We start from the raw sequence: 16,371 nt of genomic DNA on the forward strand, positions 1-16,371 counted from the left end.
AGCATGAAAATATTACTTTATTTAGAAGCCGAACAAATTTTGAGCCGCTCAGGAATTGGTCGTGCAATGAAACATCAACAAAGAGCATTAGATTTAATGCAAGTAGAGTGGACGCAAAATCCCAATGAGGACTATGATATTCTCCATCTCAATACTTATGGACCTCAAAGTTGGCGGATGCTCAAAAAAGCCAAAAAAGCTGGAAAAAAAGTTATCTTCCACGGACACTCTACAGAGGAAGACTTCCGAGATTCATTTATCGGTTCTAACTTAATTGCACCTCTGTTTAAACGCTACTTGATGCGTTTTTATCGTAAAGCTGATTTGGTGATTACGCCTACAGACTATTCAGCTGGACTTTTACGTGGGTATGGCTTGACTTGTCCTATCTTGCCCATCTCCAATGGGATTGATTTGAACAAATATCAAGCTAAATCTGAGAAAGAGGAAGCTTTCCGTCAATATTTTACGATTAAAGACGAACAAAAAGTGGTCATTTGTGCCGGACTTTATTTTAAACGGAAGGGCATTGACGATTTCGTTAAAGTTGCCGAAAAAATGCCAAATGTTCAGTTCATCTGGTTCGGCTATCAAAACCTTTGGACCATCCCTGGATGGGTACGTCGAATCGTTAAAAAGAACCATCCTGATAATGTACGCTTCCCCGGCTATATCAAAGGAGACATCTATGAAGGAGCAATGACTGCTGCTGATGCCTTCTTCTTTCCTTCACGTGAGGAAACCGAAGGTATTGTAGTTTTAGAAGCACTGGCCAGTCATCAAGATGTTGTGGTACGTGATATACCAGTTTATAAAGGATGGCTCGATACCACATCAGCTAGTTTAGCCACAGATGTTGATGGTTTTGTAGCTGAGCTCGAAAAAGTACTGAACGGCACAATTGATAAAACAGAAAAAGGCTATCAAGTTGCACAAACACGCGCCATTGAACATGTCGCCGCTGAACTCGCTGCTGCTTATCGCCAAACTTTGGAGTTATAAAAGAGAAAGACTATGAGAATCGGAATTTTTACAGACAGCTACTTCCCACAAATTAGTGGTGTGGCTACAAGTATTCAAAGCTTAACTATTGAGTTAGAAAAACTCGGACATCAGGTTTTTATCTTTACTACAACAGATCCACACGCTGATGTCGATCATGAACCTGAAAATATCATACGTTTCCAAAGTGTGCCATTTGTATCACTTGCTGAACGTAAGATTGTAATCAAGGGAGTTTTTGCTGCTTATCAGATTGCACAAACTTACCAGCTTGATATTATCCACACACAAACAGAGTTTGGTATGGGGCTCTTAGGAAAAATGGTCGCACAACAGCTTCAAATTCCTGTCATCCATACTTTACATACAAAATATGAGGATTACGTCCATTATATTGCTAAGGGGCATTTGATACGCCCTAGTATGGTGAAGTATATCATCAAAAACTTCCTTCGAGGTAGTGAGGCTATCATTTGCCCCAGCCAAATGGTCTTAGATACTGTCAATGGCTACGGTATCGACTTACCTAAACGAATTATTCCTACAGGGATTGATTTGTCTCGTTTCAAACGAGATGAAATTACTCACGAGGAGATTCAAGATCTACGTCATAGCTTAGGACTTAAAGATGATGAAACAATGCTTCTTAGCCTCTCACGAATTGCGGCGGAGAAAAACATTCAAGCAGTTGTGGCAGCCATGCCACAGTTGGTTGAACAAATTGCTGTAAAATTGGTCATTGTCGGAGATGGTCCATATATGAAGAATCTCCAAGATCAAGTGGCTGAGCTAGGGATGGAAGAATACGTTGTCTTTACAGGGGCTGTAGAAAATACCAAAACGGCTTACTACTATAAAGCTGCAGACTTCTTCATTTCAGCCTCAACTTCTGAAACGCAAGGTTTAACTTATCTTGAAGCACTAGCTGCCGGCACACGTGTTTTAGCAACCGTAAACCCATATCTCACAGAGCTTATTGATGATAAGGAGTTTGGCCGACTCTTTGCTTCTGATGAAGAAATCGTTGATACGGTCGTCGCAGCGGTACAAGAAAGTCAAACACTTGATCAAGAAAAATTTGCTAAAAAATTGTACGAAATTTCTGCAGAAAACTTCGCACAACAAGTCTATAACTTCTATCAAGACACCATTGTTGAATATCAAGCACGTAAAAATTCTGAGCATTTTTTAGAAGAATTTGATGTGGTTACTCAAAGATGGTCAAGACAAATGAAACGTTCTATTCGTAGAGAAAAAATTAGGGCGCAATATTTAACAAAAAAAGCAACTAAACTCGCTAAAAATCTACAGAATTATGTTAAAATAGATAAAGAAAATATGAAATAAGGCTTGTGGGACAATTAAAAGGTCCCTTAAAATAAGCATTGGAGGAAATAATGAAATCACATTTGATGGCAATCATGGATCGTTTGAATCGTTTGATTGAAACGGCTGATCCAAAAGAAACTTACAACTTTGAGCGCGAAGGTGAAGTTATTGCAACTGTAAGCTTCGTGCCAGAAGAAACTGCCTTTTCTATCAAATATCCAAAACAAAAAGATGTTGCTATCTTTGATGATATCGACCTTGTAGCGATTGAACTTTACGATATGATTTATTAAACAAAAAAAACCATCTTGATGGTTTTTTTTTATTTTTCCGGTACTGTAACTTTACCATCAATAATATTTTGTTTTGCTACTTCAACTTCTTTCCAAGTTTTATCTGACAAGTTGTCTTTGGCAAGGCTAACCCCTCCATTTTTTAGGTTGTAGTTAAGAACTTGTCCGCCAGGAAATTTACCATCCTTGGTTTTGTTCGCAATATCTTTTACAGCAACACCAACTTCTTTAACAGATGAAGCCAAGACAAAGTTCAAATCTTTTCCGTCTTTAGATTTATAATTTCCAAGATACTCTTGATCTTGGTCTACTCCAATAACCCACACTTTATCTGCTTCATTTTTTGTAGCATTAAGAGCTTTAGCTTCAGAAAAGACACCGGCACCAGAACCACCTGCTGCTTGATAAATAACATCATTACCTGAACCATACATTGCTGCAGCTATTGTTTTGCCTTTGGCTGCATCAGTAAAAGTACCCGCGTACTGTACTTCAATTTTTATATCAGGGTTAATTGATTTTACCCCAGCGGTGAAACCTTTTTCAAATGCAGTGATAATATCCGATTGCATCCCGCCTACAAAACCAACTTTATCTGTTTTGGTGGTTTTTGCTGCAGCTACACCTGCAAGATAAGCTGCTTCTTGATCTGCGAAAGTTGCTGAGGCAACATTGTCTTGATCTTTTATCACTGAATCAATAATTGTAAATTTTGTATCAGGATTATTTTTTGCTGCCTGCGATGTTGCTTCTTGGAGGTCGAATCCAACACCGAATACTAAACCATAACCTGCCGAAACAGCGGAGTTAAAGTTGGTTGTATATTCAGAAACAGCACTTGCGTTAAAGTAGTTGATACCTTTTGATTGTGACAAACCGTTTTCCTTGCCCCACTCTTGTAGGCCTTCCCAAGCGGATTGATTAAATGAACGGTCATCTACCCCACCTGTACTTGGAACAAGTGCTACCTTTAAGTCTGTTGCAGCACCCGCTGATTCACTATTACGTCCACGACAGCCAGCTAGAATAGTTACGGAGGCAAGTGCAAGTGCACCAAGTGTTAAAATTCGTTTATTCATTAAATAAAATTCTCCCAAAATTTAATAGATACCTACTATAACATAAGAATAGATATTTTGAAAATATTTTCTCGTAAAAATCTTCTTTTTGTAAAATTTTACATTTTTTCTTATAAGAAAATACCAGATAATCTCTGGCATAATCAATCTTAAAACGTTTATGCTTTACCATAATAGATTTTGCGAATTTCTTCTGTATAAGCGCCATCCTCTCCGTGTACAATCAAAGGTGGAAGAAAAACTTCTCCCCCAGCTTTCCCGTCTTTAATCGCATCAATCAGTAGTATATTTGCTGCTTGATTGGCTTTCGGATAAACAAACTGAATGCGTTTGGGAATCAGATTATGAGCCCTCATTTTATCTATAATCTCAAAAAAACGATCGGGACGATGGACCAGAGCCAAATGACCATTTGTTTTTAAAAGACGCTTGCTGGTTTCAAAAATTTCATCAAGATTTGTCGCTAACTCATGGCGTGCAAGTGTGTAATGGTGATTATTATTAATATGGCTCGCTTCATCCAGCTTAAAATATGGTGGGTTACAAAAAATTAAATCAACTGTTGAGGTATTGATATAGTCTAAAGACTTGTTCAAGTTATCATTGATAACAGTCATTTGTTCTTGTAAGCCATTTAGTTTAATGGAGCGCTGTGCCATTTCTGCTAGACGTTCTTGCAATTCAATTTCTGTAATATGTGCATTAGTCATTGAGCTGGCAAAAAGGCCCACTGCTCCATTTCCCGCACACATATCCACAATTTTTCCTTTTTTTGGAAGGCGTGGAAATCTTGCAAGGAGAATAGCATCAATCGAAAAGGAAAAAACCTCTCGACTTTGAATAATCTGGACATTCGATGCCGCGATTTGATCTATACGTTCACCAGCTTTTAATTCGATTTTAATCATTCTTCTATTATACAATTTTCATTTCTAAAATTCTTGATGAAAAGCAGGTAGACAAAAAAAGCGAGACAATGCTCGCTCTAACTTTTACAATTGAAAGACCATCGCTGTGCGTGCAGCTAATGAAAGTTTAAGTTTTCCCGCTTCTTTTTGATAAGAAAAGCTTAATCGAGGACCAAATCCTCCATATTTTTGATCATCTGTATCGAGAAGAAATGTCGGAGGATTAGCCACATCGAGCTGGAGTCGTTGTTCCATGGTCGGATGGAAATTAAGAACGAACAGCAGATTTCCCTTACGATAAGCTAAAATCTTATTCTCATTTTTTATCCAGTATTGTTGCAAGCTATCACTTTGTTTCAAAAAGTGATATTTTTTTTCTAAAGCAATCATGTCATGATCGAACTTGAGCAGGTATTGGTAACGCAAATGCTCCTTTGCTGCGAGAGACCATTGACGACGAGCGTGTTGAAAGCTATCATGATTGCCTTCTCTTGGAAAATCCAACCATTCTGGATGACCAAATTCATTTCCCATAAAGTTGAGGTAGCCTTCTCCGGCTAAACTAAAGGTAATCAAGCGTACTATTTTATGCAAGGCAACGGCGCGATCAACCACCATTGACTCACTATGGATATCCATCGCATCATAGATTGCTTCATTGGCCAGCCACATCATGAGCGTCTTATCTCCAACCAAAGCCTGATCATGGCTTTCCACATAGCCAATGTTCTTTTCTCCGGGACGTCGTGTGGTTAATTCCCACCAAAGTTGTATTAAATCAAGATCCTCATCAGATTTTTCTTTAAATTGCTTAATCCAATAATCCGGCACCCCCATCGAAAGGCGATAGTCAAAACCAATCCCTCCCTCAGAGATAGGAAGCGCCATTCCTGGCATGGCTGATATATCTTCTGCAATCAGTGTTGCCTGTGGATTCACTTGATGGACAAGTTCAGTAGCCAGCATAAGATAAACAACTGCTTCAATGTCTGTCTCTGTTGAAAAATACTTCTTATAACTATCAAAGCTTGTCCCTAGTCCATGATGATGATACAACATACTCGTGACCCCATCAAAGCGGAAACCATCAAAATGATAAGTCTCTAACCAAAACTTGAGGTTAGATAAAAGAAAGTGAATAACTTCATCTTTACCATAGTTAAACAACTTTGTGTTCCAAGCTGCATGTTCGCCACGCGCGCCTTGATGAAAGTACTGATCACTACTTCCATCAAAAAGATTCAGACCGTCTCCAACATTTTTTACAGCATGTGAATGGACCACATCCAATAAAACACGAAGTCCCATCCCATGTGCTGTATCAATCAAAGCCATCAAATCTTCAGGTTTTCCGAAACGGCTTGATATTGCAAAAAAGTTAGAAACTTGATAACCAAAGCTTGCATATAAAGGATGCTCCATAATAGCCATAAGCTGAATCGTATTATAGCCCGCTGCCTTAATACGAGGTAAAACATCCCGTGTAAACTCTTGATAAGTATTTATTTTATGCTCTTCACTAGAAATTCCAATATGAGCTTCATAAATAAGTGGTGCTTCCTCTTCTAAGAGAGGCGAAGAATGCTGAAATTGATATTGTGGGGCAACAATCACACCGTCCAGTTCGAAATGTTCATTTTGAACAGCATAGAGCGCATAAGAAGGCACTCTATAAACTTCAGCTCCGTTGATAACAAGTTTAACCTTTACCTTGGAACCAAGTGGTAAATCTCCTGGTACAGCTATTTCCCATACACCACCATAAGCTGCCTTTAGTTCATGTTTGTCTGTCCAATCGTTAAAGTCCCCTACTAAAAAAGCTTTTTCAGCATGAGGCGCCCATTCACGGAAAGTCCAATACTCTTTTTCTTGTTGAAAGCCAAAATATTTATGACCATTGGCAAAATCTGTAAGTTTCCCCTCCATTCCTAGCAATCTCTTCTTCGTTCTTGAAAATTCAAATAAGCGGTAGGATAAGTCCTCCTTATATGGTTCTAGGTATGGATCATACTGCAAAATATTTAACATTCTGAGAAACCTCCTCTTAATCATGGTGACAATCTTTCCCTTATTTTACCATTTTTAGATGTTGGATTATATTTTTATGAGGGATTTAAACAAAAACAGAGAAAACGTAAATTTTCTCTGTTTTTTATTTTTAAAAGTTCTTAGCATTTGGCTTATTATAGCCGTATTTTTCACAAAAATCTTCTCTGAATTCTAGAAGATTATCATCCATGATAGCTTGACGAACATTTGTCATCAAGTTAATCAAGAAATGTAAATTATGGTAGCTTAAAAGGCGCAGACCAAAAGTTTCGTCAGCCTTGAATAAATGACGCAAGTAAGCACGAGTGTAGTTTGAGCAGCAATAGCAATCACATTCTGGATCAAGAGGTGTGAAGTCAAGCTCATATTTAGCATTTTTAATATTCACACGGCCGAAACTTGTCATTGCGGTACCATTACGTGCAATACGTGTGGGGAGCACACAGTCAAACATGTCTACACCACGAATGACACCGTCAATCAAACTATCAGGTGCACCAACACCCATCAAATAACGTGGTTTATCTTCTGGTAAAAGCGGTGTTGTAAAGTCAAGTACGGCATTCATCTCAGCGTGAGACTCACCTACAGCAAGTCCGCCAATAGAATAACCAGGGAAATCCATGCTGACGAGATCATGCGCAGATTGGCGACGTAAATCTTCAAAGCCAGCACCTTGCACGATACCAAAAAGTCCTTGATCATGTGGGCGTTGATGCGCTTTTAGGCCACGCTCTGCCCAGCGGGATGTACGTTCCACAGAAGCTTTGACGTAATCATAAGGTTGATAGAAAGGTGGACATTCATCAAAGCTCATCATGATATCAGAACCTAAATTATTTTGGATAGAAATCGCTTTTTCTGGATTGAGGAAAAGTTCGCGACCGTCGAGATGGCTTTTAAACTTAACTCCCTCTTCACTGATATTTTTCTTGTTTTGTACTAAAGAATAGACTTGGAAGCCACCACTATCTGTTAAAATAGGCTGATCCCAGTTCATAAATTTGTGCAAGCCGCCTGCTTGAGCAACAAGCTCATCGCCTGGTCGAAGCCACAAATGATAGGTGTTGGCAAGAATAATCCCAGAACCCATCTCTTTGAGTTCTTCTGGGGATTGTGTCTTAACCGTGGCTTGTGTTCCTACAGGCATGAACATCGGTGTTGGAAAAGTCCCATGTGGCGTTATAATTTCACCGAGACGCGCGCCTGTATGTTTTTCTTTTTTAATCAGTCTGTATTTTATTGCATGTTCAGTCATGTAAACTCCTTTAAACTTCTACAAGTATACCAAATTTCTTTAATTTTGCCCAGCCAGTCTATAACCTCCTTTCTCTAAAAGTTTTTGGTTGTGAAGCCCCGTCTTTTATGGTATTCTAAGAAATGGAGGATACTATGAAGTTTAAAGATTTAAAAGAAAGAGCTAAGGATGCTCTGAGAGAAAACTTTGGTGCCAAATTACGTTTGTTCTTAATTCCAATTTTCTGGGGAATTATCTCAACAAACATGACTTACCAATCAAATTATAATTCCAATATGGATACAGTCAATAATTTTGATGCCAATACTATTACAACAGGACTATTACTTTCTATACTCATAGGAATACTTATCGGCGGGCTGATTGGCCTCATGATTTCGGTCATTATAGATGTTATCACTGTGGGTGCGCGTTTCAACTACATTAAAATATACCGTGGGGAAAGAGAAAATCCACGCTTTAAAAATGTCTTTACTCCTTTTAAAGACGGCAGTTGGACAAAAATATTTGTTCTTCACTTAGTGACTGCACTCCTCATTGGTCTTTTAACAGTGACGATTATTGGTATCCCTTTTGCTATCTATCTTGGCCTAGGTTGGTCACAAAAAGATTACATTCTTTTTGACCAATTAGAATCTGGGACTTATACTGGTATTTGGGGCGTGCTCAATGCCTCTGCTCAAGTAATGCGTGGCTCACGTGGGGATTATTTCCTCTTCTTGTTGAGCTTCATCTTATGGTATATCCTCTCAGGTATTACTTTAGGTCTTGCTAAATTCTGGACAACCCCATATATCGAAATGTCTACTATCGCTTATTATCAAAACTTAATCGATACGAAGAGAAACATGAATCAAACTGCATATTAAAAAGAAGCCCTTACTGAGCTTCTTTTTTTACTTTTTTCCCATGGGTGAAATAATAGATTACAATGATTAAAACGATAAATATTGCTGATGCATAATACAAATTACGATAACCTAAAAATGGAACGAGAAGCCCCATGATGAAAGGACCAAAACCTACACCCATATCTAAAAAGCCAAAAAATGTCGATGTGGCTACACCTAAACGATCAACGCCTGAGCTACGTATTGCAATAGCTTGACCAAAAGGTGAAAATGAACCATAACCCAGTCCAATAAAAATAGCTGCCACCAGTAGAATGATTGAAGACTGTGCCCAACCGATCAGTACCAAGCCAATTGCAAAAAAGATAAAGACAGGGTACATCACATAATTATCACCTTTGATATCAAAGATACGACCAGTTACAGGGCGTGAAACCAATATTGCTAAGGCATAAATAAGGAAGAACAGAGATCCGGCTGTTGCAAGCCCAATTTCTGAGGAATAAGTATTCATAAATGCCAAAATACTTGAATAAGCAATACCTATCAGCATCCCTATTACAGAAATAGAAACAGCTTTCTTTTCAAAATAATTTGACCAAGAAAATTTCTTCTTAATACTTTCTGAACTAGCTACAGTTGTATGAGGCGCTTTAATAAAGAAGATACCAATAAGTGCAAGTAGCAAGAGCACATTTGAAAGATGAATTAAGAGTGTAAAACCATATTTACCATAAAGAAACATGGAGAGGAAAGGACCGATAGCTGAAGACATCGTTACCGATAAAGCATAATAACCGATACCTTCCCCTCGCCGAGAAGAAGGAACCGTTGCTCCTGCTAAAGTCCCTGAAGCTGTTGTTGCTATACCAAAACCAATACCATGTAGGAAACGAAGAACGAGCAAGCTCTCAACACTTGGTACAAGATAGTATACCAAACCAAAGAGCAAATAATTGCTTGTTCCCATAAAGAGCATTTTCTTAACACCCCATTTTGCAATGTTGTTCCCCGCCCAAAGACGTGCAAATAAGCTACCTACAATGAAAAGACCTGTCAAAATTCCGGCTGTACCCGCAGAAGCATTATACTTTGCCATCGCATGTGTACCAATAACAATCGTTGGAATATAAAATACTAAATAATATATAAAATTGAGTAGCATATTAATAATAAAACTTGGCGTCCATAACTTTTCTTTTTTCATTTTTCTCCTTCACTTGTATCCGCTATCAATCAAATAAAAAGCAGGAAAACTCCCGTTTCCGAGAGCTTATCCTAGCATTTTTTGATTATAGCTTAATTTTAGTTACATATTATTATATCATTTTTCTGCCTATTTTAATTTCCTGAAGCTTCACATTTGCCTCACCTGTTCGTCTACATAAGTTTTACGAACAACAAAGGAGAGTTTTAAAATTCATTCGAAAGACTGATTGTCCCTAGATTTTAGAATGTTATAATAAAGATATAAATAAATCGAGAGGGTTAACGACTATGCTATTCTTATTATTCTTTATTCTATGCACTTATCTATTTCTCAAGGGCTTTGCTAAGTTCATCTTGCCATTGCTTCTTTTTATCTTCCTTGCAAAACTTTTTCTGGGCGGACTCTTTCTCTTCTTCAATACTCATTTCCTTTTCACACTAGCGATTATTGCCTTCTTCATCTGGTTAATTCGTACGGTAAGCAGTCAAAACTACTAAAAAACACTCTCTATTGTTAGAGAGTGTTTTTTTCTATTTTTAAAAATTTATTTTGCTTCATACCAGCTGTCGCCCGTATTTTCATCTGCAAGTAAGGGAACATTTAACTCTACTGCAGATTCCATAGTTTGTTTCACCAAGTTTTGAACCGCCGTAAGTTCTTCCTTAGGTACTTCAAGAATAATCTCATCGTGAACTTGTAGCAATAATTTGGCTTTAAACTTGCCTTCTGACAATGCTGCATCAAGATTAATCATGGCAATTTTCAAGATATCTCCGGCTGACCCTTGAATCGGGGCATTAATTGCTTGACGTTCTGCACCTTGTCGCACCATAAAGTTGCGATTATTGATTTCTGGCAGTTTACGCCGGCGATTAAACATCGTGCTTACATAGCCTTTATCCTTGGCTTCACGTTTTGTTTCCGCTATATAATTGGCAACTCCAGGATAACGCTCAAAGTAAGCTTGGATCATCTCTGCTGCTTCCTTATTGGAAATACTCAAGCGTTTAGCGAGTCCATATTCTGTTTCTCCATAGGAGATACCAAAATTGACAGCTTTCGCATTGCGACGATCGTTAGGCGTAACATTTTCAGGCTTGTCTATGTTGAAAACACGCATTGCTGTACTGCTATGAATGTCAGCACCATGATTAAAAGCATCAATAAGATGTTCATCTTTAGACATATGTGCCAAAACCCGAAGTTCAATTTGCGAATAGTCGGAGCTCAAAAGAATATTATCTTCAGCTGCGACAAAAGCTTTACGAATCAAGCGTCCAGCTTCTAGGCGTACTGGAATATTCTGCAGATTTGGATCAATCGAGGAGAGACGACCTGTTTGCGTTAAATCTTGAACATATCGTGTATGTATACGGCCATCTTCAGCTATTTGCGGAATCAACCCTTGCACGTAAGTGGATTGAATTTTTGATATTTGACGATATTCGAGTATTTTGGCTACTAGTTCATAGTCTTGAGCCAAGTTTTCTAAAATATCTGCTGCTGTTGAATAGCCTGTCTTTGTTTTTTTCCCATGCGGCAACTGTAATTTTTCAAAAAGAATGACTCCAAGTTGCTTAGGCGAGTTAATATTAAATTCCTCACCTGCAAGTTCATAAATTTTTTCAGTTAAATCAGCAATCATCTTCTGATTTGCCGCACCAATTTCTTCTAAGGTGCTCACTTCTGCAGCTATTCCTGCTATTTCCATTTTAGCTAAAACGTTGGCCAAGGGAAGTTCCATTTCTGTCAAAAGATGATATTGTTCATTTTCCTCGAGATTTTGGATCATTACCGCTTTCGTTGTAGCTAAGACATGAATTTTACCTGCCAAATGTTTGAAAAGAATTTCATCTTCAGGAATACGACGTTTTGCTCCCTTGCCGTAAACTTCTTCATCAGTAGATATATACTTGTTAGCAAATAATCGACCAATAGTTTCAACTTTATTATCTTCTGTTGTAGAAATAAGATATTTAGCTAACATACTGTCGTACTTGGCTTTCGGTAGTTCAATACCTAAGCGATGAAGCAAAACTTTATTTTTCTTAAAATCATATGTATTTTCAGGAAAAGGGAAATTCTTTAGGAGTTCTGTATTCTTTGATACAAAAACTTTTTCTTCATTTCCCCAAGCAAACCCAATGATATCTTCTTTGTGGTAATTCTCATTTAAAATTTCAATATAAAAGAAATCATCTTTGTCCACTAAAATATCTGTTGCATCTTCCACAACTTCAAAACTAAGCGTAACTTCATCTGCTTCTGCCGTTTCAAGTTTAGCTTTGAATTGCGCAAATCCCATCTCATCATAAAACTTGATCAATTCTGCTGCATCCACAGGCTTAATCAAAGTATCAGCAAGATCAATTTCAATCGGAGATTTCGTATCAATCGTTGCAAGAGTACGAGATAAAAAGGCCATTTCACGGTCAGCAATAAGATTTTCCTTCATCTTACTTTTCTTAAGTGAATCAATATTCTCATAGAGATTATCAATAGATCCCCACTCTTGAAGCAACTTCATAGCCGTCTTTTCGCCGACTTTTGTTACACCTGGATAATTATCCGAGCTATCACCCATCAAACCTTTAAGATCAATAAACTGTTGTGGCGTTAAGCCCGTTTTTTCCAATAAATAAGCCGGTGTAAAGCTTTCAAACTCAGCCACACCTTTTTTCGAAATTTCGACTGTCGTATTTGAGTCCACTAACTGAATCAAATCCTTATCCCCAGTTACGATTGTAACATCATAATCGCCAGCTTCAGGGAGTTCAGCCATTTTATCTAAAGTACCAATAATGTCATCTGCTTCATAGTTTTTAAGCTCATAATGATTATAGCCTAACTTTTCAATCAGCTCCTTAATAAAAGGCAATTGTTCGCGGAATTCATCTGGTGTACGTGCTCGCCCATCTTTGTAAGCAGAAAACATTTCCGTTCTAAAGGTTGTTTTTCCTGCATCAAATGCAATCAGAACATGATTAGGTTCTAATCTTTCGACCAAATTATTAAGCATAAGATGAAAGCCATATATCGCATTGGTATGTAAGCCACTCGGAGCCACAAAACGATCTACTTGATTATAGAGGGCGAAAAAAGCCCTGAATGCTAATGAAGAACCATCAATAAGCAGTAATTTATTTTTCTTGTTTTCCATAACTCCTATTATACCTTAAATTTATAAAAAAAAAGAAGCCGTAGCTTCTTTACTTCACTTGGCATTTACCCTATCTCGCAGGGGGCAACCCCCAACTACTTCCGGCGTAATAGGACTTAACTTCTGTGTTCGACATGGGAACAGGTGTATCTCCTATGCAATGAATACCAAATCATGGTCTGAATGTATTGAACACTCAAAACTAAATAACAATCTCTTGATAAATAAGTAAAGCTGAACTCATATGTTCTATTACTTGGTAAAGTCCTCGAGCTATTAGTACTGGTCCGCTCCATCCCTCGCAGGACTTCCACTTCCAGCCTATCAACCTGATCATCTCTCAGGGCTCTTAATTCATAAAGAATGGGAAATCTCATCTTGAGGTGGGCTTCGCACTTAGATGCTTTCAGCGCTTATCCCTTCCCTACATAGCTACCCAGCGGTGCTCCTGGCGGAACAACTGGTACACCAGCGGTAAGTCCACCCCGGTCCTCTCGTACTAAGGGCAGATCCTCTCAAATTTCCTACGCCCGCGACGGATAGGGACCGAACTGTCTCACGACGTTCTGAACCCAGCTCGCGTGCCGCTTTAATGGGCGAACAGCCCAACCCTTGGGACCGACTACAGCCCCAGGATGCGACGAGCCGACATCGAGGTGCCAAACCTCCCCGTCGATGTGAACTCTTGGGGGAGATAAGCCTGTTATCCCCAGGGTAGCTTTTATCCGTTGAGCGATGGCCCTTCCATGCGGTACCACCGGATCACTAAGCCCTAGTTTCCTACCTGCTCGAGTTGTAGCTCTCGCAGTCAAGCTCCCTTATACCTTTACACTCTACACATGATTTCCAACCATGTTGAGGGAACCTTTGGGCGCCTCCGTTACTCTTTAGGAGGCGACCGCCCCAGTCAAACTGCCCGACAGACACTGTCTCCCACGCCGATTATGCGTGTGGGTTAGAGCAACCATGAAGCAAGGGTAGTATCCCAACAGCGACTCACTTGAAACTAGCGTCCCAAGGTCAAAGTCTCCTACCTATCCTGTACATGCTTCACAGGTACTCAATATCAATCTGCAGTAAAGCTCCATGGGGTCTTTCCGTCCTGTCGCGGGTAACCTGCATCTTCACAGGTACTAAAATTTCACCGAGTCTCTCGTTGAGACAGTATCCAAATCATTACGCCTTTCGTGCGGGTCGGAACTTACCCGACAAGGAATTTCGCTACCTTAGGACCGTTATAGTTACGGCCGCCGTTTACTGGGGCTTCAATTCAGAGCTTCGCCTAAGCTAACCCCTCCTCTTAACCTTCCAGCACCGGGCAGGCGTCACCCCCTATACATCACCTTGCGGTTTAGCAGAGAGCTGTGTTTTTGATAAACAGTTGCTTGGATCTTTTCACTGCGGCTGTATTTCTACAGCACCCCTTCTCCCGAAGTTACGGGGTCATTTTGCCGAGTTCCTTAACGAGAGTTCTCTCGATCACCTGAGGCTACTCGCCTCGACTACCTGTGTCGGTTTGCGGTACGGGTAGTATTGAATTAACGCTAGAAGATTTTCTTGGCAGTGTGACATCAAGGGCTTCGCAACCGTAGTTGCTTCCCCATCACAGCTCAATGTTAAAGGAAAATGCATTTGACACATTCCACACCTCACTGCTTAGACCAGAATCCATTAACTGGCTCCCTTTAGCCTACTGCGTCCCTCCATCACTAACAATACTAGTACAGGAATATCAACCTGTTGTCCATCGACTACGCCTTTCGGCCTCGCCTTAGGTCCCGACTAACCCAGGGCGGACGAGCCTTCCCCTGGAAACCTTAGTCTTACGGTGGATAAGATTCTCACTTATCTTGCGCTACTCATACCGGCATTCTCACTTGTAATCGCTCCAGCACCCCTCACGGTATACCTTCATCGCTGATTACAACGCTCTCCTACCATTTAATTAATATTAAATCCACAGCTTCGGTAATATGTTTAGCCCCGGTACATTTTCGGCGCAGGGTCACTCGACTAGTGAGCTATTACGCACTCTTTGAATGATAGCTGCTTCTGAGCTAACATCCTAGTTGTCTGTGCAACCCCACATCCTTTTCCACTTAACATATATTTTGGGACCTTAGCTGGTGGTCTGGGCTGTTTCCCTTTCGACTACGGATCTTAGCACTCGCAGTCTGACTGCCGCACATGTGTATTAGCATTCGGAGTTTATCTGAAATTGGTAACCCGAGATGGGCCCCTCATCCAAACAGTGCTCTACCTCCAATACACTTAAATTGCGACGCTAGCCCTAAAGCTATTTCGGAGAGAACCAGCTATCTCCCAGTTCGTTTGGAATTTCTCCGCTATCCACAAGTCATCCAAACACTTTTCAACGTGTCCTGGTTCGGTCCTCCAGTGCGTCTTACCGCACCTTCAACCTGCTCATGGATAGGTCACTAGGTTTCGGGTCTACATCATGATACTAAAGCGCCCTATTCAGACTCGCTTTCGCTACGGCTCCGCCTCTTCAGCTTAACCTCGCATCATAACGTAACTCGCCGGTTCATTCTACAAAAGGCACGCTCTCACCCATTGACGGGCTCGAACTTCTTGTAGGCACACGGTTTCAGGTGCTATTTCACTCCCCTCCCGGGGTTCTTTTCACCTTTCCCTCACGGTACTGGTTCACTATCGGTCATTAAGGAGTATTTAGGCTTGGGAGATGGTCCTCCCGGATTCAAACTGGATTTCGCGTGTCCAGCCCTACTCAGGATACTGCTAGGTATAAAGTCTATTTCAAATACGAGGCTATTACTCTCTTTGGCTTACCTTCCCAGGTAATTCTTCTATAGACTTTAAGTCCACGTTGCAGTCCTACAACCCCAAGAAGCAAGCTTCTTGGTTTGGCCTGTTTCCCGTTCGCTCGCCGCTACTTAGGAAATCGTTTTTACTTTCTCTTCCTGCAGGTACTTAGATGTTTCAGTTCTCTGCGTTACCTTCTCGTAAGCTATGTATTCACTTACGGATACTATGCATAACATAGTGGGTTTCCCCATTCGGAGACCTAGGGATCAATGCGTACTTACTGCTCCCCCTAGAATATCGTCGTTAGTCACGTCCTTCTTCGGCTCTTAATGCCAAGGCATCCACCGTGCGCCCTTATTAACTTTGCCATTAAAACAAGTATAAGTTTTTTCGAACTATTTAAAATAATTCGCAGCTTTACAGAAATGTTTTACCATTTCTCGGT

Annotated in this window: 10 protein-coding genes and 2 rRNA genes; 4 read left to right on the forward strand and 8 right to left on the reverse strand. The window is 40.0% G+C overall.

The genetic code is table 11. The features are described from left to right. Window positions 1-3: 3 nt before the first annotated feature. The 3 genes from J0J35_RS07970 to J0J35_RS07980 are packed head-to-tail and all read left to right on the forward strand — an operon-like array spanning window position 4 to window position 2,624. Window positions 4-1,002 (forward strand): glycosyltransferase family 4 protein, encoded by a 999-nt coding sequence (locus J0J35_RS07970; protein ID WP_206916548.1) that lies wholly within the window; start codon window positions 4-6, stop codon window positions 1,000-1,002. 12 nt (window positions 1,003-1,014) lie between these two features. Beyond that, window positions 1,015-2,349, forward strand: coding sequence for a glycosyltransferase family 4 protein (locus tag J0J35_RS07975; protein ID WP_019291569.1), 1,335 nt, complete (start codon window positions 1,015-1,017; stop codon window positions 2,347-2,349). A gap of 50 nt (window positions 2,350-2,399) precedes the next feature. Beyond that, window positions 2,400-2,624: a DUF1797 family protein gene (locus J0J35_RS07980; protein WP_003133519.1), complete on the forward strand. Its 225-nt coding sequence runs from the start codon at window positions 2,400-2,402 to the stop codon at window positions 2,622-2,624. A gap of 29 nt (window positions 2,625-2,653) precedes the next feature. Here J0J35_RS07980 and J0J35_RS07985 read toward each other — a convergent pair whose 3' ends face one another. From J0J35_RS07985 to tgt, 4 genes are all read right to left on the reverse strand, one after another. Continuing rightward, the gene (locus J0J35_RS07985; RefSeq protein WP_206916550.1) at window positions 2,654-3,703 is read right to left on the reverse strand and encodes a BMP family protein; all 1,050 of its coding nucleotides are present in this window, start codon (window positions 3,701-3,703) and stop codon (window positions 2,654-2,656) included. Between the two features lie 158 nt (window positions 3,704-3,861). Further along, window positions 3,862-4,611, reverse strand: coding sequence for a tRNA1(Val) (adenine(37)-N6)-methyltransferase (locus J0J35_RS07990; RefSeq protein ID WP_206916552.1), 750 nt, complete (start codon window positions 4,609-4,611; stop codon window positions 3,862-3,864). An 84-nt stretch (window positions 4,612-4,695) separates the two neighbouring features. Continuing rightward, a complete protein-coding gene (locus J0J35_RS07995; RefSeq protein WP_206916557.1) occupies window positions 4,696-6,663 on the reverse strand; it encodes an alpha-amylase family glycosyl hydrolase in 1,968 nt (655 codons plus the stop codon). Between the two features lie 106 nt (window positions 6,664-6,769). Then, window positions 6,770-7,918 carry a tRNA guanosine(34) transglycosylase Tgt gene (gene tgt, locus J0J35_RS08000; RefSeq protein WP_046401298.1) on the reverse strand — a complete coding sequence of 383 codons (1,149 nt, stop codon included), beginning with the start codon at window positions 7,916-7,918 and terminating at the stop codon, window positions 6,770-6,772. A gap of 134 nt (window positions 7,919-8,052) precedes the next feature. Between tgt and J0J35_RS08005 the strand changes: the two genes are divergently transcribed. Then, a complete protein-coding gene (locus J0J35_RS08005; RefSeq protein ID WP_019292988.1) occupies window positions 8,053-8,787 on the forward strand; it encodes a DUF975 family protein in 735 nt (244 codons plus the stop codon). Between the two features lie 10 nt (window positions 8,788-8,797). Here the strand turns inward: J0J35_RS08005 and J0J35_RS08010 are convergent, their stop codons facing one another. From J0J35_RS08010 to J0J35_RS08025, 4 genes are all read right to left on the reverse strand, one after another. After that, window positions 8,798-9,976, reverse strand: coding sequence for an MFS transporter (locus tag J0J35_RS08010; protein ID WP_206916567.1), 1,179 nt, complete (start codon window positions 9,974-9,976; stop codon window positions 8,798-8,800). Window positions 9,977-10,523: 547 nt separating this feature from the next. Next, window positions 10,524-13,139 (reverse strand): DNA polymerase I, encoded by a 2,616-nt coding sequence (gene polA / locus J0J35_RS08015; RefSeq protein ID WP_206916568.1) that lies wholly within the window; start codon window positions 13,137-13,139, stop codon window positions 10,524-10,526. 56 nt (window positions 13,140-13,195) lie between these two features. Further along, window positions 13,196-13,311 (reverse strand): 5S ribosomal RNA (gene rrf / locus J0J35_RS08020). 84 nt (window positions 13,312-13,395) lie between these two features. Further along, window positions 13,396-16,294 (reverse strand): 23S ribosomal RNA (locus J0J35_RS08025). Window positions 16,295-16,371 lie beyond the last annotated feature (77 nt).

This window comes from Lactococcus sp. LG606 (assembly GCF_017309645.1).
Taxonomy (GTDB): Bacteria; Bacillota; Bacilli; order Lactobacillales; family Streptococcaceae; genus Lactococcus; species Lactococcus petauri.